The following is a 24,714-nucleotide window of genomic DNA, read 5'->3' as shown; positions in this document are numbered from 1 at the left end:
GGACGGCAGGCCGACCGCCCGGGGCCAGGCGGCGGCCCGCCGAGCGGTGCCGAGCGCCTGCTCGGCGGCGGCCCGGGCGCGCAGGGCGTCGCCCCGGGCGAGGTGCAGCGAGGTCAACCCGGCCGCGATCCGCAGCTCCATGCCGACCACCAACTGGTTCGAGGTGATCCCGGCCGCCTCGCCGAACAGCTGGAGCGCCCGGGCGTACTGCCCGCGGGCGGCGGCCAGCGTTCCGGTCAGCACGGCCCGTTCGGCCAGCGGGGCGACCGCGGTCGGGTAGGCGTCGACCAGTGCGTCCAGGCCCTCCTCCAGTCCGTCCCACCGTCCGGCGAGGGCGTCCAGCCGCAGCAGCGTGCCGCGGGACAGGAACATCGTGATCGGGCTGCCGACCTGGGCCGCGAGCTGCCCGGCCTCGGTCACCAGGGTGGCGGCCCGCCGGTCGTGGCCCAGGTAGGCGGCGGTGTCGGCGACGTTCTGCAGGGCGCGCGCGCTCTGCCGCAGCACCTCGCGGTCCGGCGTGCTGCGCGGCAACCGGTCGACCGCCGCCCAGACCGCCGGGTCGGCCTGACAGGACATCAGGGTCAGGCGACTGGCGCGGACCGCGGCCCGCAGCGCCTCGTTCCCGCTCTCCCGGACGGCCTCCTCCGCCCGGTCCAGCCAGGCACCGGTGTACTGCGGCCCTTCGGCCTCCTTGAGCGCCAGGGCGACCATCGCCCGCACGGCGCGCTCCGGACGGCGGGCCGCCAGTTCGCCGACCGCCCGTTCGAGCTCGTCGAACCCGGCCGGGTCCGCGGTCTCGTTCAGCATGCCCAGGCCGAGGCCGAGCCGGATCTCGCCGCGGACCTCGGCCGGCAGCTGCGGGTCGGCGAGGAGCCGGCGCAGCAGCCGGGCATGGGTGCGGAACTCCAGGCTGGTCGCGGCGACCCCGGCCAGGGCGAGCGCCGCGCGGGCCCGCGCCTCGCCCACCAGCTCCGGCCGGTCGAGCAGTTGGTGCAGCAGCGCCGCGGCCGTGCCGCCGTCGCGGACCGCGATCGCCCGGTCGGCGGCCTCCTGGGCCCGCAGCAGCCAGCCGGCGCGGTCGCCTGCGGCCAGGGTGTGGTGGGCGATCTGCACCAGCGGGGCCGGGGTGCGGCTCTGCAGCGACTCGACGGTGCGCCGGTGCAGGCGCACCCGGGCGGGAGCGGGGACGGCCTGGTAGACGACCTGCTGGGCGAGCACGTGCCAGAACACGTACGTGCCGGGGTCCGCCTCGCGCAACACCGACGCCCGGAGCAGCTCGGTGACCGCCTCGCCGCCCCGTTCGGCGTCGAGCCCGGCCAGCTCGCTCAGCAGGTCCTCGGGCGCCGCGGCCGCGAGCACCGCCGCCGCCTGCGCGACCGCGACGGCCGCCGGCGACAGCGCGCCGAGCCGGTCGGTGACCGCCTCGCGCAGGCCGCGCGGCGCGTCCGCCGCCGCGAGCCGCTCCACCGACCCGGTGTACCCGTGGGCGCCGCCCTGCTCGGCGAGGGTGATCAGGTCCTCCTCGGCGACCAGCGGCAGGCCCTCGCTGCGCCGGTACAGCGCGGCACCGAGGGCGGGGGTGGCGTGCTCGCCGAGGGCGGCCGCCGCCAGCTCCGCCACGTCGGCCTCCAGTAGCGGGCCGAGCCGGACCAGGGCGCCGCCGGTGCCGGGCGGGCGGCGGTAGGCGGCGCCCAGCACGGTGCTCCCGGCCGGCACGTCCTCCGCCCGGTACGAGAGCACCAGGCTCAGCTGCGGCGGCAGGTCGCGGGCGAGCAGCAGGAGCAGGTCGCGGGTGGCCTCGTCCACCCAGTGCAGGTCCTCCACGACCACCACGACCGGGCCGAGCGCCGTCAGGAACGACCGCACCCCCTGGAGCAGCTGGAAGCGCTGCCCGGAGGGGTCGGCCGGCGGGGGCGGCGCGGGCGGGAGCCGGTCGGCCAGGTCGGGCAGCAGCGGTGCCAGCGCACCGGCGGTGGGCGGGAACGCGGGGGCGCCGGCCAGGTCGGCCTTGCGCAGCGCGTCCACCACCGGGCCGTAGGGGAACGGTTCGCGCAGCGGGTGGCAGGAGCCGGACAGCACCTGCCGACGCTCCCTGCCCCACCCGAAGGAGGCCTCGCGGATCAGCCGGGACTTGCCGATGCCGGCCTCGCCCTCGACCAGCACGACCGCGGGCACCTCGCGCACCGCGGCCAGCAGTTGGTCCAGCTCACGCCGACGGCCCACCATGCGGAACCGTCCGCCCGGCGCCGCCCCGTCCGCCATGTCCCGCATCACCTTGATCACCGTCCCCGGCCACCCTAAGCACCGCGGGGTGGGGTGACAAACGGCCACGCCTCGGCGACCCGACGCGCTCGCAGGATCTGCCCGGTGCGCGGGTGACGGTCGTTCAGCGAGAAGCCGACGGGGACGAGGCCGCGGTCGCCGCCGTCGCCGCGGCGGACGACGACGGGGAACCGGACGGGCAGCTGCCCGGGGAGGCGGACGGGGAGGCCGAGGGGCTGAGGAAGCCCGCGTCGGTGAGGACCTGCTGCCCCTGCGGCGACTCGACGAAGGCGACGAACGCCGACGCCCCGGCCGCGTTGGGGGCGTGGGCGAGGGTGGCGATCGGGTACTTGTTGATCGCGCAGGCGGCCTCCGGGAAGCCGACGCCGTCGACCTTGCCCGCCGCGCCCTTCACGTCGGTCTGGTAGACCAGCCCCGCGTCGGCCTCCTTGATCTCGACCTTGGTGAGCGTGCCGGTGACGTCCTGCTCGTAGCTGACGGGCGTGAGCGAGACGTGGCCGGCCGCCAGCGCGGTCTGGGCGGCGGCGCCGCAGGGCACGGTCTTGGCGCAGAGCACCACCTTCACCGACGGGTTGGCGAGGCTCTGCAAGGTGGTGAGGTGCAGCGGGTTGCCGGGCTGGACGGCGATCTCCAGCTCGTTGCTGACGAAGACGGTCGGGGTGCCGGCCGCGCCGCCCTTGTCGGTGACGGTCTTCATGGTGGCCGGGCTGGCGGCCGCGAACACGTCCGCCGGGGCGCCGTTGACGATGCTGGCGGCCAGGGTGTCGCTGCCGCCGAAGTTGAAGACCACCTTGCTGCCGGGGTGGGCCGCCTCGAACAGCTGGCCCAGCTGGGTGAAGGTCTTCTGCAGCGAAGCGGCGGCGAAGACCGTCACCGTGCCGCCGACCGACGCACCGGCCGACGCCGCCGGGCCGGAGGAGCCGGCCGCGCTGCTCGAACTGCTCGACGAACAGGCACTGAGCGCCAGGAGGGCGGCGGCCACGGCGCCGGCGGTGGTGGCGGAGCGGATCACGGGGGTCTCCCTGTCGGTTCGACGCCGCTGCCCGGGGCGGCGGTCAGGGCCGAGCCTAGAACGGGGAGTGCCAGGGCGCCGTGCACATCCCGCTGGCATTAGCCCAGCTGAAGGACGGTCAGGGCTTGCAGCTGCGAGTGCGGCCGGGGCAGCCGGGGGCCGGCGGCGCGACCTGGCGGAGATGACGCTGTGTCCGGTCGGATCTCCGTGGGTACGCGGACGACTCCGGTCCCGCCGGGGTCCTTCGCGTCCCCGGGGGAAGCTTCTCGCGGGGGCGGGGTCGACGCGCCGTGCCCCCGGGCGGGACCAGGTGGCGGGCGACTCCCCCGGGCGCGGGGCCGACCTGCCGACCCGGTACGCCGCTTCCGGTCATCCGCCGTCGGCTCGTCCGGCTTCGCTACGGGGTGCATCGATGAGGGACATTGCTGGTCACACTGCGCGCGAACTCCCTGCGCGCGCGGTCGCGGTGGTCGGGATCGGGTGCCGGTTCCCGCAGGCGGACGGGCCGGAGGCGTTCTGGCGGCTGCTGCGCGGCGGCGGCGACGCGATCGGTGACCGGCGGGGCGACCGGGGCCCGGCGCGCGGCGGGTTCCTGGACCGGGTGGACGGGTTCGATCCCGAGTTCTTCGGCATCTCGCGGCGCGAGGCCGTGGCGATGGACCCGCAGCAGCGGCTCGCCCTCGAACTGGCCTGGGAGGCGCTGGAGGACGCGCGGATGCTGCCGGGCGGCCTGGCGGGCAGCCGGACGGGCGTCTTCCTCGGGGTGATCGCCGACGACTACGCGGCCCTGCTGCGCGGCCTGGGTCCCGACGCGGTGACCGGCCACACGCTGACCGGGCTGCAGCGCGGGGTGACCGCCAACCGGATCTCCTACGCGCTGGGCCTGAACGGGCCGAGCCTGGTGGTGGACACCGGGCAGTCCTCGTCCCTGGCCGCCGTGCACCTGGCGTGCGCGAGCCTGCGCAGCGGTGAGTCGGAGCTCGCGCTGGCCGGCGGGGTGAGCCTGATCCTGGCGCCGGAGAGCACGCTGGCGCTGGAGCGGGCCGGGACGCTGTCGCCGGACGGCCGCTGCTTCACCTTCGACGCCCGCGCCAACGGCTACGTCCGCGGCGAGGGCGGCGGGATCGTCGTGCTCAAGCTGCTGGAGGCCGCCGTCCGGGACGGCGACCGGATCCTCGCCGTCGTGCGCGGCAGCGCGCTGAACAACGACGGTGCCACCGAGACGCTGCCGACGCCGGGCCGGGCGTCGCAGGAACGGGTGCTGCGCGCCGCCCTGGCCGACGCGGGCGTCGAGCCGGGTGCCGTCCAGTACGTCGAGCTGCACGGGTCGGGCACCCGGGCGGGCGACCCGGTGGAGGCCGCCGCACTCGGCGCGGCGCTGGGCCCGGGCCGGACCGCGGACGACCCACTGCTGGTCGGGTCGGTGAAGACGAACATCGGGCACCTGGAGGGCGCGGCCGGGATCGCGGGGTTCATCAAGGCCGTGCTGTGCCTCGACGCGCGCGAGCTGGTGCCCAGCCTGAACTACGCCGGGGCCGGCGACCGGATCCCGCTCGACGCGCTGCACCTGCGGGTGAACACCGCGACCCGGCCCTGGCCGTCGCCGGACGGTCAGTTGGTCGCCGGGGTCAGCTCGTTCGGGATCGGCGGCACCAACTGCCACGCCGTCCTGACGGACTGGCGCAACGTCACGGCGGCGGCCTCGGACGAGGCCGGGGCCGGGGCCGGGGCCGAGGTGCTGCCCTGGGTGCTGTCGGCGCGCGACGAACCCGCGCTCGGCGAGCTGGCCGCACGGCTGGGCGCCCACCTGGCGGCGCACCCGGAGCTCGGGGCGGCCCCGGTCGGCCGGTCGCTGGCCGTCACCCGCACCACCGCCTTCGAGCACCGCAGCGTGGTCGTCGCCGACGACCGGGACGCGCTCCTCGCCGGACTCGCGGCGCGGGCGGCCGGACACCCGTCGGCGGCGGTGGTGACGGGCCGGCACGACGGGGCGCCGGTCCGGCCGGTCTTCGTCTTCCCCGGTCAGGGCTCGCAGTGGGCGGGCATGGCGGCGCAGCTGCTCGACACCGCACCGGTGTTCGCCGCCCGGCTCCGCGACTGCGCCGAGGCGCTGCGCCCGCACGTGGGCTGGTCGTTGCTCGACGTGCTGCGCGAGGTGCCCGGCGCGCCGGCGCTCGCGGGCGACGAGGTGATCCAGCCCGCGCTGTGGGCGGTGATGGTGTCGCTGGCGGAGCTGTGGCGGTCGGCGGGGGTGGAGCCGGCGGCCGTGGTGGGCCACTCCCAGGGCGAGATCGCGGCCGCCACCGCCGTGGGCGCGCTCTCGCTGCAGGACGGCGCGCGGATCGTGGCGCTGCGCAGCCGGGTGCTGAACCGGATCGCGGGGCGCGGCGGGCTGCTGGCGGTGGAGCTGGCGGCCGATCAGGTCCGGCGGGAGCTGCCGGCGGTGGCCGCCGAGCTCTCGGTCGCGGCGGTCAACGGCCCCGCCCACACGGTGGTCGCCGGGCCGGCGGCGGCACTCGACGCGCTGGCGGCCCACTACGGCGAGCGGGTGCGGACCCGGCGGGTGCCGATCGACTACGCCTCGCACAGCGCCGCCGTCGAGGAGCTGCGGGACGAACTGCTCGCCGCCTTCATCGGGATCACCCCGCGCTCCACCGGGGTGGCGTTCTGGTCGACCGTCACCGCCGGCCCGCTCGACACCGCCGAGGCGGGTCCCGGCTACTGGTTCCGCAACCTGCGCGAGCCGGTGCGGTTCGGGCCGGCCGTCGAGCAGCTGCTGGCGGCGGGTCACACGACGTTCCTGGAGGTCAGCCCGCATCCGGTGCTGGCGATGGCGGTCCGTCAGGCGATCGACGCGCAGGGCGGGGACGGCGCCGCGCTGGTCACGCTGCGGCGCGCGCAGGGGGACCGCCGCCGGTTCCTGACCGCGGCGGCCGAGGCCTTCGTGCGGGGTGTCGCGGTGGACTGGGCCGCGCTGCTGCCGGGGTCGGCGCCGTCGGTCGACCTGCCGACCTACCCGTTCCAGCGCCGGTCCTACTGGCCGTCGCAGCCGTCCGGGCCGGACCGGGCTCCCGAGGCCCTTGAGGCTCTTGAGGCCCCCGAAGCGTCCGAAGCCCCCGAAGCGTCCGCACGGCCCGCACCCGCCGAGCCGGCCGCCGCCCCCTCCCCCGCCGCGGACCGGCGGTCGGTGCTGGAGCTGGTCCGCAGCCACACCGCCGTGGTGCTGGGCGCGGGGTCGGCCGAGGACGTCCGGCCGGGCCGGACCTTCCGCGAGCTGGGCCTGGACTCGGTCATGACGCTCGAACTGCGCGACCGGCTCGCGGCCGCCACGGGGCTGCAGCTGGCGAGCACCGTCCTCTACGACCACCCGAGCCCGGCCGCCCTCGCCGCCGCGATCCACGAGCTGCGGGCGGGCGCCCCGCCCGTCACGGACGTCCCGGCCGCCCCCGCCCACGCCCCTGGACAGCAGCAGGCCGGCGGGGACCAGGAGGACGACGACCCGGTGGTCGTCGTCGGCATGGCCTGCCGGTACCCCGGCGGGGTGCGCTCGCCCGAGGACCTGTGGCGGCTGGTCGACGCCGGCACCGACGCCATCGGCGACCTCCCGGACGACCGCGGCTGGGACCTGGCCGCGCTGCACCACCCGGATCCGGACCGGATCGGCACCTCCTACGTCCACCAGGGCGGCTTCGTCCGCGACGCGGCCGACTTCGACGCCGAGTTCTTCGGGATCAGCCCGCGCGAGGCCCTCGCCATGGACCCGCAGCAGCGGCTGCTGCTGGAGGTCGCCTGGGAGGCGCTGGAGCACGCCGGGATCGACCCCACCGCGCTGGCGGGCAGCCGGACCGGCGTGTTCGCGGGGGCGATGCACTCCGGGTACGGGCCGACCATGGAGGCGGCCGGTCCCGGCGTCTCGGGCCACCTGCTGACGGGCAGCAACGACAGCGTGATCTCGGGGCGGATCGCCTACGTGCTCGGCCTGAACGGGCCCGCGCTGACCGTCGACACCGCCTGCTCGGCCTCGCTGGTGGCGCTGCACCAGGCGGTGCGGTCGGTCCGCTCCGGCGAGTGCTCGCTCGCCCTGGCCGGCGGGGTCACCGTGATGGCGACCCCGGGCATGCTGGTGGAGCTGTCCCGCCAGCGGGTGCTCGCGCCGGACGGGCGCTGCAAGGCCTTCTCCGCCCGGGCGGACGGCACGGGGTGGAGCGAGGGCGCGGGCCTGGTGGTGATCGAGCGGCTCTCGGCCGCCCGGCGCCACGGCCACCGGGTGCTCGCGGTCGTCGCGGGGAGCGCCGTCAACTCCGACGGCGCCTCCAACGGCCTGACCGCGCCCAGCGGCACCGCCCAGCAGCGGGTCATCGAGGACGCCCTCGCCGACGCCGGCCTGACGCCGCGCCAGGTCGACGCCGTGGAGGCGCACGGGACCGGCACCGCGCTCGGCGACCCGATCGAGGCCAACGCCCTGCTGGCCGCCTACGGGCGCGACCGGGACCCGGACCGGCCGCTCTGGCTCGGCTCGCTCAAGTCCAACATCGGGCACGCGCAGGCGGCGGCCGGCATCGGCGGCGTGATCAAGATGGTGCAGGCGATCCGGCACGCTACCCTGCCCGCCACGCTGCACGTCGACGAGCCGTCCCCGCACGTGGACTGGGCAGCCGGGTCGGTGGCGCTGCTCGACCGGGCCCGCCCCTGGCCGCAGACCGGCGGGCCGCGGCGCGGCGCCGTCTCCTCCTTCGGGATCAGCGGCACCAACGCGCACCTGATCCTGGCTCAGCCGCCCGCCGGTCCCGCGCCCGCGGCGGTGCCGGAGCGGCCGCCCGTGGTGCCGGTCGTCCTGTCGGCCCGGACCCCGGAGGCGCTGCGGGCGCAGGCCGGCCTGCTGGGCGCCGGTCCGGTCGACCCGCTCGCCGCGGCGCCGACCCTGACCGCGCGGACCGGGTTCGACGAGCGCGCCGTGGTGGTCGCCGCCGACCGGGCGCAGGCCGAGCAGGCGCTGGCGGCGCTGGCCCACGGCGAGGAGGACCCCGGCCTGGTCACCGGCCGCGCGACCGGCGAGCCCGGCCGGACGGTGCTGGTCTTCCCCGGACAGGGCGGCCAGTGGCGGGGCATGGCGGCGGCGCTGGCCGCCGAGAGCCCGGTCTTCACCGCCCGGCTGGCCGAGTGCGAGCGGGCGCTCGCGCCCTACGTCGACTGGTCGATGGCGGACGTGCTGGCCGGCGCGCCGCTGCTGGAGCGGATCGAGGTCGTGCAGCCGGCGCTGTGGGCCGTGATGGTGGCGCTGGCCGAGCTGTGGCGCTCCGCCGGCGTGGTCCCGGACGCGGTGGTCGGCCACTCCCAGGGCGAGATCGCGGCCGCCGTGGTGGCCGGGGCGCTCTCGCTGGAGGACGGCGCGCGCGCCATCGCGCTGCGCAGCAGCGTGGCCGTCGAGCTGATGGGCAAGGGGGCGATGGCCGTGGTCCCGCTGCCCGCCGAGCGGGTCCGGGAGCGGCTCGGCCAGGGCGGGCAGGGAGGCCAGAGCGGGCCGGGCGACGGTGCGCCGAGCATCGCCGCGATCAACGGACCGGGCACCACCGCCGTGGCCGGCGCGCCGCAGGCGATCGCCGACCTGGTCGACGCCTACCGGGCCGAGGGCGTGGACGCCCGGGTGATCCCGGCCGCCTTCGCCTCGCACAGCCCGGCGGTCGAGCCGATCCGCGAGCGGATCCTGGCCGAGCTGGCGCCGCTGGCCCCGCGCAGCTGCGGGATCGCGCTGATGTCCTCGGTCACCGCCGACTGGCAGGACGGCGCCGGGCTGGACGCCTCGTACTGGTACCGGAACCTGCGGCACACCGTGCGGTTCCAGGAGGCGGTGGAGGCGCTCGTCGCCTCCGGCCACACCACCTTCGTCGAGGTCGGCCCGCACCCGGTGCTGGTCAACAGCGTCGGCCAGATCCTGGCGGAGGCGGGCGCCACCGGGATCACGACGGGCTCGCTGCGACGCGAGGACGGGGGGCTGCGCCGGTTCCTCGCCTCCGCCGCGCAGGCCTGGGTCCGCGGCCTGCCGATCGCCTGGGACCGGCTCGCCGGGACCCCCGACGGCCACGTCGAGCTGCCGGGCTACCCGTTCCGGGGCAGCCGCTACTGGCTCACCCGCACCGCCGGGCCGTCCGGGCTGGCCGACCTCGGCCTGGCCCCGGCGGACCACCCGCTGCTCGGCGCGGCCGTCGACCTCGGCGAGGACGGGACGGTGTTCACCGGGAGCCTGTCGGTCCGCACCCTGCCCTGGGCGGCCGACCACACCGTCGCAGGGGCGGTCCTGCTGCCGGGCACCGCGTTCCTGGAGCTGGCGCTGCACGCGGGCGCGCGGACCGGGGCACCGCGGATCGAGGAGCTGACCGTCGGCACGCCCCTGGAGCTCCCCGCGGAGGGCGCCGTCGAGCTGCGCGTGCGGGTGGCGGGCGCGGCCGCCGACGGGCTCCGGTCCTGCCGGATCGCGGGCCGGACGGCCGGCGGCGAGTGGGTCGAGCACGCCGTCGGCACCCTCGGCGGCACCGCCACCCCGCCCCCGGCCCCGCTCCCGGCGGACTGGCCGCCCGCCGACGCGGCAGCGGTGCCGCCCGGCCGGCCGGCCGAGGACCTGGCGCTGCGGGGACACGGGTACGGGCCGGCGTTCCAGGGGCTGCGGGCCGCCTGGCGGCGCGGCGGCGAGCAGTTCGCCGAGGCCGTGCTGCCCGAGCCGGCGGACGCCGACGCCGAGGCCTACCACCTGCACCCCGCGCTGCTGGACGCCGCGCTGCACGGTCTGCTCGCCGAGGCCTCGGAGCGGGACGGGCGGCCCGCCCAGCCGCTGCGCTGGCGCGGCGTCTCGCTGGTCGGCCCGGGCGGCCCCGCGGCCCTGCGGGTGCACGCGGCGCCCGCCGCCGCCGACGGCCACCCGCTGACCCTGTTCGACGCCTCGGGTGCACCGGTCGGCCGTGTCGAGGCGGTGGAGCTGCTGCCGGTCGCGGCGGCCGCCCCGGTCGATCCCGCCGCCGTGGCCCACACCTCCCTGTTCGCGCCGGTCTGGGAACCGCTCGCCGAGCCGGCCGCCGGCGCGGGCGACGGGCGGGCGCCGGTCCGCTGGGACTCCCCCGACCTGGCGGCGCTGTTCGCGTCGGCCGACCGGGCCGTCGTCTCCTGCCCGGCCGGCGAGGACGGGGCCGACCAGGCCGCGGCGGCCCGGCGGGCCGTGCGGCGCACCCGGGAGCTGCTGGGCCGGTGGCTCGCCGCGGACCGGCCCGCCGGGGACCGCCTGGTGCTGGTCACCCGCGGGGCGGTCACCGCCGGGCCCGGCGAGACCGTCCGGGACCTGGCGCAGGCGGCGGTCCGGGGCCTGGTGCGGACGGCCCAGGTCGAGCACCCGGGCCGGTTCGCCCTGGTCGACCTCGCCCCGGACGACACGGAGGTGCCGGGCGCGGCGCTCGCCGCCGCGGAGGACCAGGTGGCGGTGCGCGGCGGCACGCTGCTGGTGCCCCGCCTGGTGTCCGCGGCGGGCGACCCGGCGCTGCGGCCGCCCGAGGGCGCGGCCGCCTGGCGGCTGGAGGCCCCGGAGCCCGGCACCCTGACCGCCCTGGAGCTGCGGCCCTGTCCGGGGGCCGCCGCCGACCCCGGGCCGGGCCGGGTCCGGGTCGCCGTCCGCGCGGCCGGGTTGAACTTCCACGACGTGCTCGGCGCGCTCGACCTGTACCCCGGCGACCCCGGCCCGCTCGGGCTGGAGGGCGCGGGCGTGGTCACCGCCGCCGGGCCCGGGGTCACCGACCTGGCCGTCGGCGACCGGGTGATGGGCCTGCTGCCCGGCGCGTTCGGTCCGGTGGCCCAGGCCGACCACCGCACCCTGGTCCGGATCCCCGACGGCTGGTCGTTCACCCGGGCCGCCGCGGTGCCGGTGGCCCACCTGACCGCGCTGCACGCGTTGGTCGAGCTGGGCGGCGTGGGACCGGGCGACCGGGTGCTGGTCCACGCCGGCGCGGGCGGCGTCGGGCTGGCCGCCGTCCAGCTGGCCCGGCACCTGGGCGCGGAGGTCCACGCGACGGCGAGCCCCGCCAAGTGGCCCGCGCTGCGCGCCCTCGGCCTCGACGACGACCACCTCGCCTCCTCCCGCGAGCCCGGCTTCGGTGCCCGGTTCGGCGCCGGCGGGCGGCGGATGGCGGTGGTGCTGAACTCGCTGACCGGCCAGCTGGTCGACGAGTCGCTGCGGCTGCTGCGTCCGGGCGGCCTGCTGGTCGAACTGGGCCGCACCGACCCGCGCGACCCGGCCGAGCTGGCCGCCGCGCACCCCGGCACCCGCTACCGGACCGTCAACCTGCTGGAGCTGCCGCCCGAACACCTCGCCCGACTGCTGCGCCAGGTGGTCGAGCTGTGCGCCGAGGGCGCGTTCGGCCGGCCCAACGTCACCGACCTGGACGTCCGGCGGGCGCCCGAGGCCTTCGCGCTGCTGCGCCAGGGCGCCCACGTCGGCAAGGTCGTGCTGACCGTCCCGCCGCTGCTCGACCCGGACGGCACCGTCCTGATCACCGGCGGCCTCGGCACGGTCGGCCGGGCCGTGGCCCGGCAGCTGGTCACCGCGCACGGTGCCCGGCGGCTGCTGCTGGCCGGCCGCCGCGGCGGCAGCACGCCCGGCGCCGCCGAACTGGCGGCCGAACTGACCGGGCTGGGCGCCGAGGTGGCGTTCGCGGCCGTGGACGTCGCCGACCGGCAGGCCGTCGCCGCGCTGGTCGCCGGCGTCCCCGAGCGGCACCCGCTGACCGCGGTGGTGCACGCCGCGGGGGTGCTGGCCGACGCGCCGATCACCTCGCTGACCCCCGACCAGATCGACCGGGTGATGCGGGTCAAGGCCGACGGGGCCTGGCACCTGCACGAACTGACCCGGGGTCAGCCCCTCGCCGCGTTCGTCCTGGTCTCCTCGGTGATGGGGACGCTCGGCGGCGCCGGGCAGGGCGGCTACACCGCCGCCAACGCCTTCCTCGACGCGCTCGCGCAGCACCGCCGCACCCAGGGCCTGCCCGCCCTCGCGCTGGGCTGGGGACTGTGGGACGCCGCGGACGGCATGAGCGGCGCCCGCTCCGACGCCGACCGCGCCCGGTTCGCCCGCACCGGGCTGGTGGCGATGGCGCCCGGGTACGCGCTGGCGCTGCTGGAGGCGGCGCTGCCGTCGCCGCACGCCGTGCTGGCGGCCGCCCGGTGGGACCGCGAGGTGCTGCGCGACCTCGGGGCGCAGCTGCCGCCGGTGCTGCGCGAGGTGCTGGCGGCCGACGCCCCCGCACGTCCCGGGCCGCTCCACGACCGGCGGCGGCAGCGGCCGCTGCGGGAGGAGCTGGCCGGCCTGGCCGCCGCCGAGCGCGCCGGGGTGCTGGCCGACCTGGTGCGCACCCACCTGGCCGCCGTGCTGGGCCTGCGACCGGAGGCGGTCCCGGACGACCGGCCGTTCGGCGAGCTCGGCTTCGACTCGCTCACCTCGGTCGAGTTCCGCAACCGCCTCGGCGCGGCGGCGGACCTCAAGCTCCCCGTCACCCTGCTGTTCGAGGCGCCCACCCTGCCGGAGCTGGTCGCCGTCCTGGACGCCGGGCTCGCCCCGGCCGACCAGGCCCCGCCCGGGCCGACCGCGACCGCACCCGGGGACGCCGCCGGGGCCACCGAGCCCACCGGCGCCGACCCCACCGGCACCGACCCCGCGGAGCCCGACCCGGACGTGACGGCGCTCGTCGAGGCCGCCACCGCCGAGGAACTGTTCGCCTTCATCGACCGCGAGCTCACCTGACCCCCAACGGAGGACCGATCCGTCATGGCATCAGCGTCGGACGAGAAGCTGCTCGGCTACCTCAAGCGCCTCACGGTCGACCTGCACCAGGCGCGCGAGCGCGTGCGCGAGTTGGAGCAGGGCGACCGCGAGCCGGTCGCGATCGTCGGCATGGCCTGCCGGTACCCGGGCGGCGTCGACTCGCCCGCCGCGCTGTGGCGGCTGCTGGCCGCGGGCGGGGAGACCGTCGGTGCCTTCCCGCGCGACCGGGGCTGGCCGGCCGACCTGCACGACCCCGAGCGCGGCGGCCGCAGCATCACCGGCTCGGGCGGGTTCCTCTACGACGCGGCCGACTTCGACGCCGGATTCTTCGGCATCAGCCCGCGCGAGGCGCTGGCCATGGACCCGCAGCAGCGGCTGCTGCTGGAGACGGCCTGGCGGGCCTTCGAGGACGCGGGGATCGATCCGGACTCGGTCCGCGACACCGAGACCGGCGTCTTCACCGGGCTGTCCGCCGAGGACTACGCGGCGGGCGTCGGCGAGGTGCCGGCGGAGGCCGAGGGCTTCCTGACCACCGGCTCGCTGGGCGGGGCCGCGTCCGGCCGGATCTCCTACACCTTCGGCCTGCGCGGTCCGGCGATCACCGTGTCGACCGCCTGCTCGTCCTCGCTGGTCGCCCTGCACCTGGCCGTCCAGTCGCTGCGCCGCGGCGAGTGCGCGATGGCGCTGGCGGGCGGGGCGACCATCATGTCCACGCCGCAGCTGTACACCGAGTTCACCCGCATGCAGGGCGTGGCCCCGGACGGCCGGTCCCGCCCCTTCTCGGCCGGCGCGTCCGGCAGCGGGCTCTCCGAGGGCGTCGGCCTGGTGCTGCTGGAGCGGCTCTCGGACGCGCAGCGGCTCGGCCACCCCGTGCTGGCCGTGGTGCGCGGCAGCGCGGTGAACCAGGACGGTGCCAGCAACGGCTTCACCGCGCCGAGCGGGTCCGCCCAGCAGCGGGTGGTCCGGCAGGCGCTGCGCGACGCCGGGCTGGCCCCCGGCGACGTCCAGGTGGTGGAGGCGAGCAGCACCGGCACCCAGCTCGGCGACCCGATCGAGGCGCGCGCGCTGCTGGCCGTCTACGGCGAGGACCGGGAGCGGCCGCTGCTGCTGGGCTCGATGAAGCCCAACATCGGTCACTCACAGGCGGCGAGCGGGGTCGCCGGGGTCATCAAGACGGTGCTGTCGATGCGGCACGGCCTGCTCCCCGCCACGCTGTACGCGGACGACCCCACCCCGCACGTCGACTGGTCGGCGGGCGCGGTCGAGCTGGTCGCCGCCGCCACCCCCTGGCCGGAGACGACCGGACCCAGGCGAGCCGGGGTGTCCTCGCAGGGCATCAGCGGCACCAACGCCCACGTGATCGTCGAGGAGGCACCGGCCGCCCTCGCCGTACCGGCGCCCGCGGGCGCCGGCGGGCCGCAGCTGCTGACCCTGTCGGCCAGGACACCGACCGCGCTGGCCGCGCTCAGCGCGCGCTACGCCGACCTGCTGGCCGACGTCGAGGCCGACACCGGGGCCGACACCGGGGCCGACACCGGCGCGCTCGCGACCGTCTGCCGGACCACCGCCCTCGGGCGGGCGCACTTCACCCACCGCCTCACGGCCGTCGCCGCCACCGCCGCGGAGTTGCGGGACCTGCTCGCCCGGACCCGCCCGGGCGAGGCGCCGCCGCCCGGCGTCCGGGTCGGTCTGCGGACCCCGGAGACCGCCCGGGGCCCGGTGTTCCTGTGCACCGGCGGCCCGGACCCGCTGCTCGCCGACGCGGTCGCCGAGCTGGCCGGGTCCGAGCCGGTGGTCCGCCGGGCCCTGGAGCAGTGCGCCGAGGCGTCCGGCGGGCGTCCGTCGGCGTTCGCCGCCGGGTACGCGCTCGCCGAGCTGTGGCGGTCCTGGGGCGTGGCGCCGGCCGCGGTGCTCGGCACCGGCACGGGCGAGCTGGTGGCCGCCTGCGTCAGCGGCACGATGTCCGTGGCGGACGCGCTGCACCAGGCCGCCCGGACTCCGGCGCAGCACCCCGACCCGGCCCGGTTCGCCGACGCCGTCGCGGCGCTGCTGCGCGACGGGCACCGCGCCTTCGTCGAGCTCGGGGCCGCCTCGCCGCTGCTCGACGAGGTCCGGACGACCGGCGACGCCGTCGTCCTGCCGTCGCTGCGCGCGGGCGAGGCGGCCCGCCACACGCTGCTCGACAGCCTCGGCGCGCTCTACGTCCGGGGTGTGCGGGTCGACTGGGCCGGGGTGCACGGCGAGCCCGCCGGGCCGCCCGCGCCGCTGCCCGGCTACCCCTTCGAGCGGCGGCGCTACTGGCTCTGGACCGGGGCGCCGCGCGCGGAGCGGGCACCGGCGCCGGGCGGCGCGCTGTTCGCGCAGGTGCGGCTGGTCGGCGCGGACGGCACGCCGGTGGCGCTCGCCAACGGTGTGCGGCTGGAGCCGGTCTCCGGCCCGCCCGCGACCGCCGTCCCCGCCGTTCCCCCCGTGACCGCCCCGCGGGAGACCCCGGTGCCGGAGCCGGAGACCGTGTCCGTGCAGGCCCCCGCGCCCGGGCCCGGGGACGTCGCCGACCTGGTGTTCGGCCTGATCTGTCCGGGCTGCGGCGAGTCCGTCGCGGAGGACGACCTGCACCTGCACCAGCCGCTGCGCAGCCTGGGCGCCGACTCGTTGATCGCGATGGACATCCGGCAGGCGCTGGCCCGGCGGTTCGGCGTCGACCTCCCGCTGGCCGACCTGCTGGACGGCCGCAGCGTCGCCGACCTGGTGCGGACCGTCGAGGCGGCCCGCGGCGCGGGTCCGGCCCCTGCCGCGGAGCCCGTGCCGACGCTGGTCGCCGACCCGGCGGCCCGCCACGAGCCGTTCCCACTCACCGACCTGCAGCAGGCCTACCTGGTCGGGCGCACCGACGCCTTCGAACTCGGCAACGTCTCGACCTCCTTCCTGGTCGAGGTCGACCTGGAGGAGACCGACGTCGAGCGGCTCGCCGCCTCGCTGCGCCAGCTGATCGGGCGGCACGACATGCTGCGCGCGGTGGTCTCCCGGGAGGGCTCCCAGCGGGTGCTCGCCACCGTCCCCGACTACCGGATCGCCACCGTCGACCTGCGCGACTGCGACGGGGCAGAACGGACCCGCCGCCTGGCGCGGATCCACCGGGAGATGCGGGACCAGGTCTTCGACACCGAGGTGTGGCCGCTCTTCGACGTCCGGGCGACCCTGCTCGACGACCGCACCACCCGGCTGCACCTGAACTTCGACGCGCTGGTGATCGACGGCCGCAGCTGCGGGCTGCTCTTCGAGGAGTGGGCCCAGACCTACCGCTCCGGGACGCCCGACACGCCCGCCCCCGCCGTCGGCTACCGCGACTACCTGCTCGCCGCCGCCCGGCCGGACACCGCGCAGCGCGAGCGCTCGCTCGCCTACTGGCAGGCCCGCTACGCCTCGCTGCCGCCCGCGCCCGGCCTGCCGCTGCGCCCGGGGCCGGTGCCGCGCCGGCCGGTGTTCGCGCACCGCACGGCCCGGGTCGAGCCCGCGGCCTGGCAGCGCTTCAAGGAGCACGCCGCGGCGGCGGGCGTCTCGCCCTCGGCCGCCCTGTGCACCGCGTACGCGCAGGTGCTGGGCCTGTGGAGCTCCTCGCCGCGGTTCACCCTCAACCTGCTGGCGTACAACCGGCGGCCGCTGCACGAGGACGTCGGCCGGATCGTCGGGAACCTGAGCAGCACCACGCTGCTGGAGGTCGACGCCTCCCCCGGCGAGGCGTTCGCGACGGGCGCCGCACGGCTGCAGCACCAGCTGCTGACCGATCTCGACCACGGCCACGTGACCGGCGTCGAGGTGCTGCGCGAGCTCAACCGCACCCGGGGCGGCACCGGCCTGGCGGGCATGCCGGTGGTCTTCACCAGCACGATCGGCTTCTCGGGCCAGGGCGACGGCGCGCTCACCGCCCTGACCGGGCTCGGCGCCACGGGCCGACTGGCGTCCAGCTCGGTGCGGACGCCGCAGGTGTGGCTCGACCACCAGGCCCTGGAGGAGGCCGGCGAGCTGGTCCTGAACTGGGACGTGGTGGAGGAGGTGTTCCCCGAGGGCGTGGTGGACGGGATGTGGGACGCCTACCTGGACCTGGTGCGGGACCTGTGCGGCGACGGGGCGTGGCAGCGCCCGCCGGCGGTGCTCGCGCCGGCCGCCGACCTGGCGGTCCGGCAGGCCGTCAACGCCACCGAGGCCCCCGTCCCCACCGAACTGCTGCACGACGCGTTCCGCTGGCAGGCCGAGGCCCGGCCGGCCGCGCCCGCCGTCATCACCGCGGGTCGGACCCTGAGCTACGGCGAGCTGGACCGCCGTTCCGACCGGGTCGCCCGGTGGCTGGTCGACCGCGGCGCCGGTCCGGGCGTGCTGGTCGGCATCGTGCTGGACAAGGGCTGGGAGCAGGTCGTCGCGGCGCTCGGCGTGCTCAAGTCCGGGGCCGCCTACGTGCCGGTGGACGCCGCCGCGCCCGCCCGCCGGCTGCGGACGATCCTGGCGGCCGCGCAGATCGACCTGGTGCTGACCCGGTCGGCCCTGGCCCCCGGGCTCGACCTGCCGGACGGCACCCGCACGCTGCACGTCGACACCGAGCCGGCCGACGCCGGGGCGGACGAGCCGCTGCCGCCGTCCCCGGCCAAGCCGGACGACCTCGCCTACGTCATCTTCACCTCGGGCTCCACCGGGGTCCCGAAGGGCGTGATGATCGAGCACACCGGCGCGGTCAACACCGTCCAGGACATCAACGACCGGTTCCGGGTGACCGCCGACGACCGGGTGCTGGCGCTGTCCGCGCTCCACTTCGACCTCTCGGTCTACGACCTGTTCGGCCTGCTGTCGGTGGGCGGCGCCGTGGTGCTGCCGGACGCGGCGGCGCAGCGCGAGCCGGCCGCCTGGCTGGAGCTGGTGGAGCGGCACCGGGTGACGGTCTGGAACAGCGTCCCGGCGCTGGTGGACATGTTCGTCGAGCACCTGGGCCCGGTGGGCGGCCCGCCGTCGCTGCGCCTGGTGATGATGAGCGGCGACTGGATCCCCGTCACCCTCCCCGCGGTCCTGGCCGCCGTCCTGCCGCAGGCGCAGGTCTGGAGCCTGGGCGGCGCGACCGAGGCGTCCATCTGGTCGATCCTGTACCCGGTCACCCGGGTGGACCCGGAGTGGTCGAGCATCCCGTACGGCCGGCCGATGCGGAACCAGCGCTTCCATGTGCTGGACGAGGCCCTGCGGCCCTGCCCGACCTGGGTGCCCGGCGACCTGTACATCGCCGGCACCGGCCTGGCCCGCGGCTACCTCGGCGACGAGGCGAAGACGCGCGCCGCGTTCCTGCGCCACCCGGCCACCGGCGAGCGGCTCTACCGCACCGGCGACCTCGGCCGCTACCTGCCGGACGGCGACATCGAGTTCCTCGGGCGCGCGGACACCCAGGTGAAGATCCAGGGCCACCGGATCGAGCTCGGCGAGGTCGAGGCCGCGCTGCTGCGCCGGCCCGAGGTGCGCGCCGCGGCCGCGGTGGCCGAGGGCGACCGGGGCGGCCCGCGGCGGCTGGTCGGCTACGCGGTGGCGGACGCCACCGAGGACGAGCTGCGCGAGGCGCTCGGCCGGGAGCTGCCCGGCTACCTGGTGCCCGCCCGGATCGTCCTGCTCGACGAGCTCCCGCTGACCGACAACGGCAAGGTGGACCGCCACCGGCTGCCCGCGCCCGAGGACCGGGCCCCGCGCCCGGGAGCGGCCGTCGCCCCGCGCGACCCGGGCGAGCGCCTGCTCGCCGGGATCTGGGCCGAGTTCTTCACGATCGACGGCGGCAGCGGCGCGGTCGACGTCACCGCCGACTTCTTCGACCTCGGCGGCGACTCGCTGCTCGCGGTGCGGCTGATGGCCCGGATCCGGCAGCGGACCGGCCGCTCGCTGCCGGTCGCCACGCTGCTCGCCCGGCCGACCGTCGAGCAGCTCGCCGAGGTGCTGCGCGACCAGGGCGGCGACGAGGGCCGCACGGCCCTGGTCACGATCCGGGCCACCGGCAGCCGGCCGCCGCTGGTCTTCGTCCACCCGGTCGGCGGGGACGTGCTCTGCTACGCCCCGCTCGCCGCCGCCCTCGACCCGGACCAGCCGTTCCACACCCTCCAGTACCCCGACCTCGACCCCGCGCCGCGGTCCCTGGCCGACCTGGCCGCGCACTACGCCGACGCGATCACCGAACGCTTCCCCGCCGGCCCGTACCGGCTCGGCGGCTGGTCCCTGGGCGGCGTGCTCGCGCTGGAGACCGCCCGGCTGCTCACCGCCCGCGGCGCGGCGGTCGAGCTGGTCGCCGCGGTGGACCTGCTCGAACCGCCCGGCCGCGCCGAACCCGCCACCGACGCGGCGCTGCTCGCCCGGTTCGCCCGCGACCTCGCCGGGCTGGCGGGCAGCGACTGGCGGCCCGGGGCGGCCGAGTTCGAGCCCACCGGCGACCGCTCGCCGATCGAGGAGCTGCTGGACCGGGCCCGGCAGGCCGGCGTCCTGCCGCCGGACGTCGACCTCGCCACGCTGGAGCGGCTGGCGGGCCGGTTCCTGCTGCTGAGCCGGGCGCTGGCCGACCACGAGCCCGTCGCGTACCGGGGCCGGGTCCGGCTGCTGCGGGCCGTGGACGGGGCCACCGCCGCGACCACCCGCCGGTGGCTCGACCTGCTCGGCGACCGGGCCGACAGCGTCGACGTGCCCGGCGACCACTACACCGTCCTGCGCGCCCCGTCCCTGGAGGCGGTGGCCGGCGAGCTCGACAAGGCGCTGGACGAGCTGTGAGCCGCACCCGCCCGGTTCCGGCCCCCACCCCGACCCGGCCCGCACCCGCCCGCACCCGGAGGACCCGATGACCGCCATGGAACTGCCGCCGCAGGCCCGGCCGGCGCTCACCGCCGCCGCGGTCACCGACCGCGTGCGGGCGTACGCCGCGGGCCTGCCGGACCGCGCGCCGCAGATCGAGCGGCTCGGCCGGATCCCCGACGACGTGCTCGCCGGCCTGAAGGCCACCGGCCTGCTGCGCGCCGCGCTGCCCCCGTCGCTCGGCGGCGTCGAGATGACCGTGCCGGAGCTCACCCGGGCCGTCGACCTGCTGGCCGCGGGGGACGCCTCGGTCGCCTGGTGCGCGGCCGTCGCCCTGAACGCCGCGCTGGCCGTGGTCTCGCTGCCCGTCGAGGTGTTCACCGAGCTGTTCCCGGACCCGGACCTGGTCACCGCGACGGTGCTGCCGCCGACCGGGCGGGCGCTGCGGCAGGACGGCGGCTACCTGCTGTCGGGGCGCTGGTCGCACGCCAGCGGCATCCGGCACGCCGACCGGGTGATCGCCGGCTTCCGGACCCCGGAGGACACCGTGCGGATCGCCGTCTTCGACGCCGCCCACGCCAGGGTGCTCGACACCTGGCACACCACCGGGCTGCGCGGCACCGGCTCGCACGACTTCGAGGTGGCCGACCTGTTCGTCCCGGACCGGCACACCTTCGTCCTCGCCCCGGCGGGCGACCGGCCACAACCGCTCCACCTGCGCGCCGACAACCTCGCCCTGAAGATGGCGGGCATCCCGCTGGGCATCGGCCGGTCGGCGCTGCGGGCCGCCCGGGAGATCCTCACCGACCGGCGCACCGCACTGCCCCGGCCGGCCGCGCCGGCCGACCTCGCGCACGCCGAGTCGCTGATCGGCGCGGCCGACGCCTACGTGTACGCCACCCTGGAGAGCGCCTGGGCCGCGCAGGCGGCGGGCCTGGCGCCGGAACGCGGCACCGCCGCGCTGGCCCGCTGGTTCGCCCACCGGGCCTGCCGGGAGGCGGTCCAGTTCCTGTACGACGCGGTGGGCATCTGCGCGGCCTACACCGACTGCACCCCGATCGACCGGGACCTGCGCGACCTGCTCACCGCGAGCCGGCACGTCGCCTCCTCGGAGAAGATCCTCGACGGCGTCGGCGACCTGCGGCTCGGCGGCTCCCCCGCCTCCCCGCTGCTCTGACGGTCCGGGAGGCCCGCTCCGGTGATCGACCTGCTGCTGCCGCCCGCGGTGGTGACCGAGGAGACGTACGGCGACGACGAGGCCGACCAGGCCCCGCTCTACCCCGAGGAGGAACGGGTGGTGGCCCGGTCGGTGGCCAAGCGCCGCCGGGAGTTCGCCGCCGTCCGCGGCTGCGCCCGGCGCGCCATGGCCAGGCTCGGCGTGCCGCCGGCACCGGTGCTGCCCGGCGAGCGCGGAGCTCCGCAGTGGCCGGCCGGCCTGGTCGGCAGCATGACCCACTGCCGGGGCTACCGCGCCGCCGCGCTCTCCCGGTCCGGCGACCTGGCCTCCCTGGGCATCGACGCCGAACCGCACGGCCCGCTGCCGGACGGCGTGCTGCCCGCCGTCGCGCTGCCCGCCGAGCGGCGGCGCCTGGCGCTGCTCCGGACCGGGCGCCCCACCGTCCACTGGGACCGGCTGCTCTACAGCGCGAAGGAGTCCGTCTACAAGGCCTGGTTCCCGCTGACCGGCCGCTGGCTGGACTTCGAGCAGGCCGACATCGACCTCCACCTCTCCCCCGACGCCACGTCGACCGGCCACTTCCACGCCGAACTCCTCGTCCCCGGCCCCCTCCTGGCCGGCCGTCGGCTCACCTGTTTCGACGGCCGCTGGACCGTCGCCCGCGGCCTGGTCGCCACCGCCGTGACGGTCCGCCACGTCCCGGCGCCGCCCGGCCCCCCGGGGTGCTGCTCCTGGACCCCGCGCGGGCCCGGGGCGCTCCGTTCCGACTGACCGTCAGTCCGGCCGGTCGGCAGCGGTGCCGGGGCGGTCGGGCCGGCGGGGCGGTCGGGGTGCCGCCCCGGCGCGCGGCACCCCCCGGTCCCACCGCCGCTGCACCGCGCGCAGGATCTCCGCCCCGGTGTCCTCCAGGAACTCCGCCGCCGCGCCCAGCCGGGCCCCGGCCGGTGTGGCCGCCCCCAGCAGCTCGGCCCCGCCCTGGGCGAACTCGGCGAGCAGCGCGTTGCGCTGGGCGCTCGCCAGCAGCGACCGGTACCAGACGTCGTCGTCGATGACGTACCGCTCGCGGCGCCCGTCCGCGTCCCGCTCGCGCCGCACCAGCTCCTGGTCCTCCAGGTAGCCGACCGCCTTCGAGACCGACGCCGGGCTCACGCCCAGCCGCTGCACCAGCTCGGTCGCGGTCAGGCTGCCGCGGTCGGTGACGTAGAGGCAGCCGAGCACCCGGGCGGCCATCCGCGGCAGGCCGCTGTGCACCAGCAGCTCGGCGAACTGCGTCGCGTACTCCTCGACCGCGGCCGGATCGCGCCCGTCGTCCGGGCGCGCGCCGCCGCCGACGGTCCGCGGTGGCGCCGCCCTGCTCCGGCGGGAGCGGCGCACGGTGGCGCGCTGCGCGTTGTCCGCCCGGTAGCCGGCGGGGCCGCCGTTGCGCGCGATCTCCCGGGTGACCGTCGACGTCGGACGCGCGAGCTCGCGGGCGATCTCTCCGTACCCGAGGCCTCCGGCGAGCCCGGCGGCGATCCGGCGGCGGTCCTCCTGGGTCAGCCTGGCACCTGGCACCGGCACTCCTCTCTGCACCGCCGAGTATGCCGTCCGGCGCCAGCCCATTGCAACGCTCGAACGGTGATCCCATTGCATTAGGCGCCATTGTCATTGCAAGGATATATCGGTTCTGAGCTGCACAGACTTCTTCGTCGAACGCCGATGGCATTGAGCGAGGGGGAAACAGCGACCTAATCTCTTCACCACACGGAAAACCGTCGACACCCAGGGGGAACCACCATGAGCACCACTGTCCGGGCAGCTCTCGCCGTCCTGCTGACCGCAACCGTCCTGGCGGCCGCGCCGACGGCCTTCGCCGACGAGCCCGCCGGCGACCGCGGGACCGCCGGCGTGCAGTCCGTCCTCGACCGCGCGGTGTCCGAGGCCGGCCTGCCCGGGGCCATGGCCGAGGTCCGGGACGGCGACGCGGTCTGGTTCGGACAGGCCGGCACCGCCGACCTGACCACCGGCCGGGCCCTCACGCCGCAGGACCGGTTCCGGATCGGCAGCACCACCAAGACCTTCGTCGCCACCGTCATCCTCCAGTTGGAGGCCGAGCACCGGCTCGGCCTGGACGACAGCGTCGAGCAGTGGCTGCCCGGCCTGGTGGACGGCAACGGCTACGACGGCTCCAGGATCACCATCCGTCAACTGCTCAACCACACCAGCGGCATCTACAACATCGCCATGACGCAGCTCGCGGCGGACGACTTCGTCGGCCCGCCGTTCCTGCAGCACCGGTTCGACAGCTTCACCCCGCGCCAACTGGTCGAGATCGCCCTCGCCAACAAGCCGAAGTTCGCCCCGGGCACGGGCTGGGACTACTCCGACACCAACTACGTGCTCGCCGGCATGATCGCGGAGCGGGCCGGCGGCCGCAGCCTGGCGCAGCAGATCGCCCAGCGGATCAGCAAGCCGCTGCACCTGAAGAGCACCTACGAGCCGACCGGCGACGACCCGGACATCCACGGCCCGCACGGCCGCTTCTACTCCAAGCTGATGGTGCCGGGCGACGCCACCCCGTTCTACGACGTGACCCGGCTCAACCCGTCCTTCGGCTTCGGCTCCGGCGACATGGTCTCCGACAACGGCGACCTCGCCACCTTCGTCCGCGCGCTGCTGCAGGGCCGCCTGCTGCCGCCCGCCCAGCAGCGCGAGATGTTCACCGTGCTGGACCCGCAGGGCGGCTGGATCGACACGTCGCACTACGGCCTGGGCGTGGCCTCGCTGGACCTCTCCTGCGGCACGGTGTGGGGCATGGGCGGCGCGATCGACGGCTCCTGGTCGTACACCTTCGGCACCCGCGACGGCCGCCGCATCCTCTCGACGGAGGTGAACGGCGACTGGGCCAACGGCAGCTGGACCTGGCCGATCGGCGTCTTCACGGCCGAGCTGGAGGCCGCCTTCTGCCCGCCCGCAGCTGCCGCCACCACCACCAGCCGCTGACCGGCACGCGCACCGCCCTCGACCTGACGGATGCTCAGGGAGACCGCCCCGGCGAAGAATTCCCGGATCCCGGGTAAACGGTTCCGCCCACGGGGGCTGTTCACGGGTGTCGGTGAACAGCGAGTCGGACGAAGGTGGTCCCATTGATGCGCGATTCCGTACTACTGGCCCTGATCGGCGGTAGCGTGAGGGTGGTGTGCCTGCTGGTCTCCGGGGGGCTGGGGCTGGCACGGGAACGAGTGCGCGGGCAACGGACGGTGGCACTCCTGCGCGCCGCGAAGGCCGGTGCCACCGTGGTGGACCGCGGGCCGGACGGCGGGGAGCTGACGGTCCGCACGCAGCGAGGGGGGACGCGATGACGAACGGACGGGTGCAGGTATCGGCCCCGGCGGAGGCGACGGAACCGGCCGGTGAGGAGTTCGAGGCCTTCTTCACCCGCAGCTACCCGCGCGCCCTCGCCCGGGCGGTGCTGCTCTGCGGCAACCGGGAGGACGCCGAGGACGCCGTCCTGGAGGCGTACGCGGCGGCCGCCGAGCGCTGGGCGGACCGGCTGCGCGGCTACGAGTCGCCCGAGGGCTGGGTGTCGACGGTGGTCGAGCAACGGCTGTGGAAGACCGCCCGGGCCCGCAGCAAGCAGCGCGAGGCGCTGCTGCGGGTGCCGGTCCC

General features: G+C 77.2%; 8 protein-coding genes and 1 pseudogene. 6 read left to right on the top strand and 3 right to left on the bottom strand.

What is annotated here, in order from left to right; translation table 11 throughout:
* Both ACFW1A_RS20090 and modA read right to left on the bottom strand, forming a co-directional pair.
* Nucleotides 1-2,283, bottom strand: a 2,283-nt coding sequence (locus tag ACFW1A_RS20090) for an ATP-binding protein (RefSeq protein WP_380410456.1), incomplete at its 3' end; no start/stop codon positions are given.
* 103 nt (nt 2,284-2,386) lie between these two features.
* Entirely contained in the window at nt 2,387-3,295 is a 909-nt protein-coding gene (gene modA, locus ACFW1A_RS20085; RefSeq protein ID WP_380410455.1) for a molybdate ABC transporter substrate-binding protein, read from the bottom strand.
* Nucleotides 3,296-3,707: 412 nt separating this feature from the next.
* Between modA and ACFW1A_RS20080 the strand changes: the two genes are divergently transcribed.
* The 4 genes from ACFW1A_RS20080 to ACFW1A_RS20065 all read left to right on the top strand — a co-directional run bounded on the left by ACFW1A_RS20080 (nt 3,708) and on the right by ACFW1A_RS20065 (nt 21,837).
* A complete protein-coding gene (locus tag ACFW1A_RS20080) occupies nt 3,708-13,070 on the top strand; it encodes a type I polyketide synthase (RefSeq protein WP_380410454.1) in 9,363 nt (3,120 codons plus the stop codon).
* A gap of 24 nt (nt 13,071-13,094) precedes the next feature.
* Nucleotides 13,095-19,868, top strand: coding sequence for an amino acid adenylation domain-containing protein (locus ACFW1A_RS20075; RefSeq protein WP_380410453.1), 6,774 nt, complete (start codon nt 13,095-13,097; stop codon nt 19,866-19,868).
* A 67-nt stretch (nt 19,869-19,935) separates the two neighbouring features.
* Entirely contained in the window at nt 19,936-21,066 is a 1,131-nt protein-coding gene (locus ACFW1A_RS20070; protein ID WP_380410452.1) for an acyl-CoA dehydrogenase family protein, read from the top strand.
* A 21-nt stretch (nt 21,067-21,087) separates the two neighbouring features.
* The gene (locus tag ACFW1A_RS20065; RefSeq protein ID WP_380410451.1) at nt 21,088-21,837 is read left to right on the top strand and encodes a 4'-phosphopantetheinyl transferase; all 750 of its coding nucleotides are present in this window, start codon (nt 21,088-21,090) and stop codon (nt 21,835-21,837) included.
* Between the two features lie 3 nt (nt 21,838-21,840).
* Here ACFW1A_RS20065 and ACFW1A_RS20060 read toward each other — a convergent pair whose 3' ends face one another.
* Complete coding sequence (locus ACFW1A_RS20060; RefSeq protein WP_380410450.1) at nt 21,841-22,620, bottom strand: MarR family transcriptional regulator; 780 nt, start codon at nt 22,618-22,620, stop codon at nt 21,841-21,843.
* 222 nt (nt 22,621-22,842) lie between these two features.
* Between ACFW1A_RS20060 and ACFW1A_RS20055 the strand changes: the two genes are divergently transcribed.
* Nucleotides 22,843-24,048 carry a serine hydrolase domain-containing protein gene (locus ACFW1A_RS20055; RefSeq protein WP_380410449.1) on the top strand — a complete coding sequence of 402 codons (1,206 nt, stop codon included), beginning with the start codon at nt 22,843-22,845 and terminating at the stop codon, nt 24,046-24,048.
* A gap of 355 nt (nt 24,049-24,403) precedes the next feature.
* Nucleotides 24,404-24,714: pseudogene (locus ACFW1A_RS20050) on the top strand (hypothetical protein); the annotation flags it as partial.

The sequence above is a fragment of the Kitasatospora sp. NPDC058965 genome (assembly GCF_042741245.1).
Classification (GTDB): domain Bacteria; phylum Actinomycetota; class Actinomycetes; order Streptomycetales; family Streptomycetaceae; genus Kitasatospora.
The sequence above is the reverse complement of the archived record's forward strand: the minus strand, read 5'-3'. Positions and strand labels throughout refer to the sequence as shown.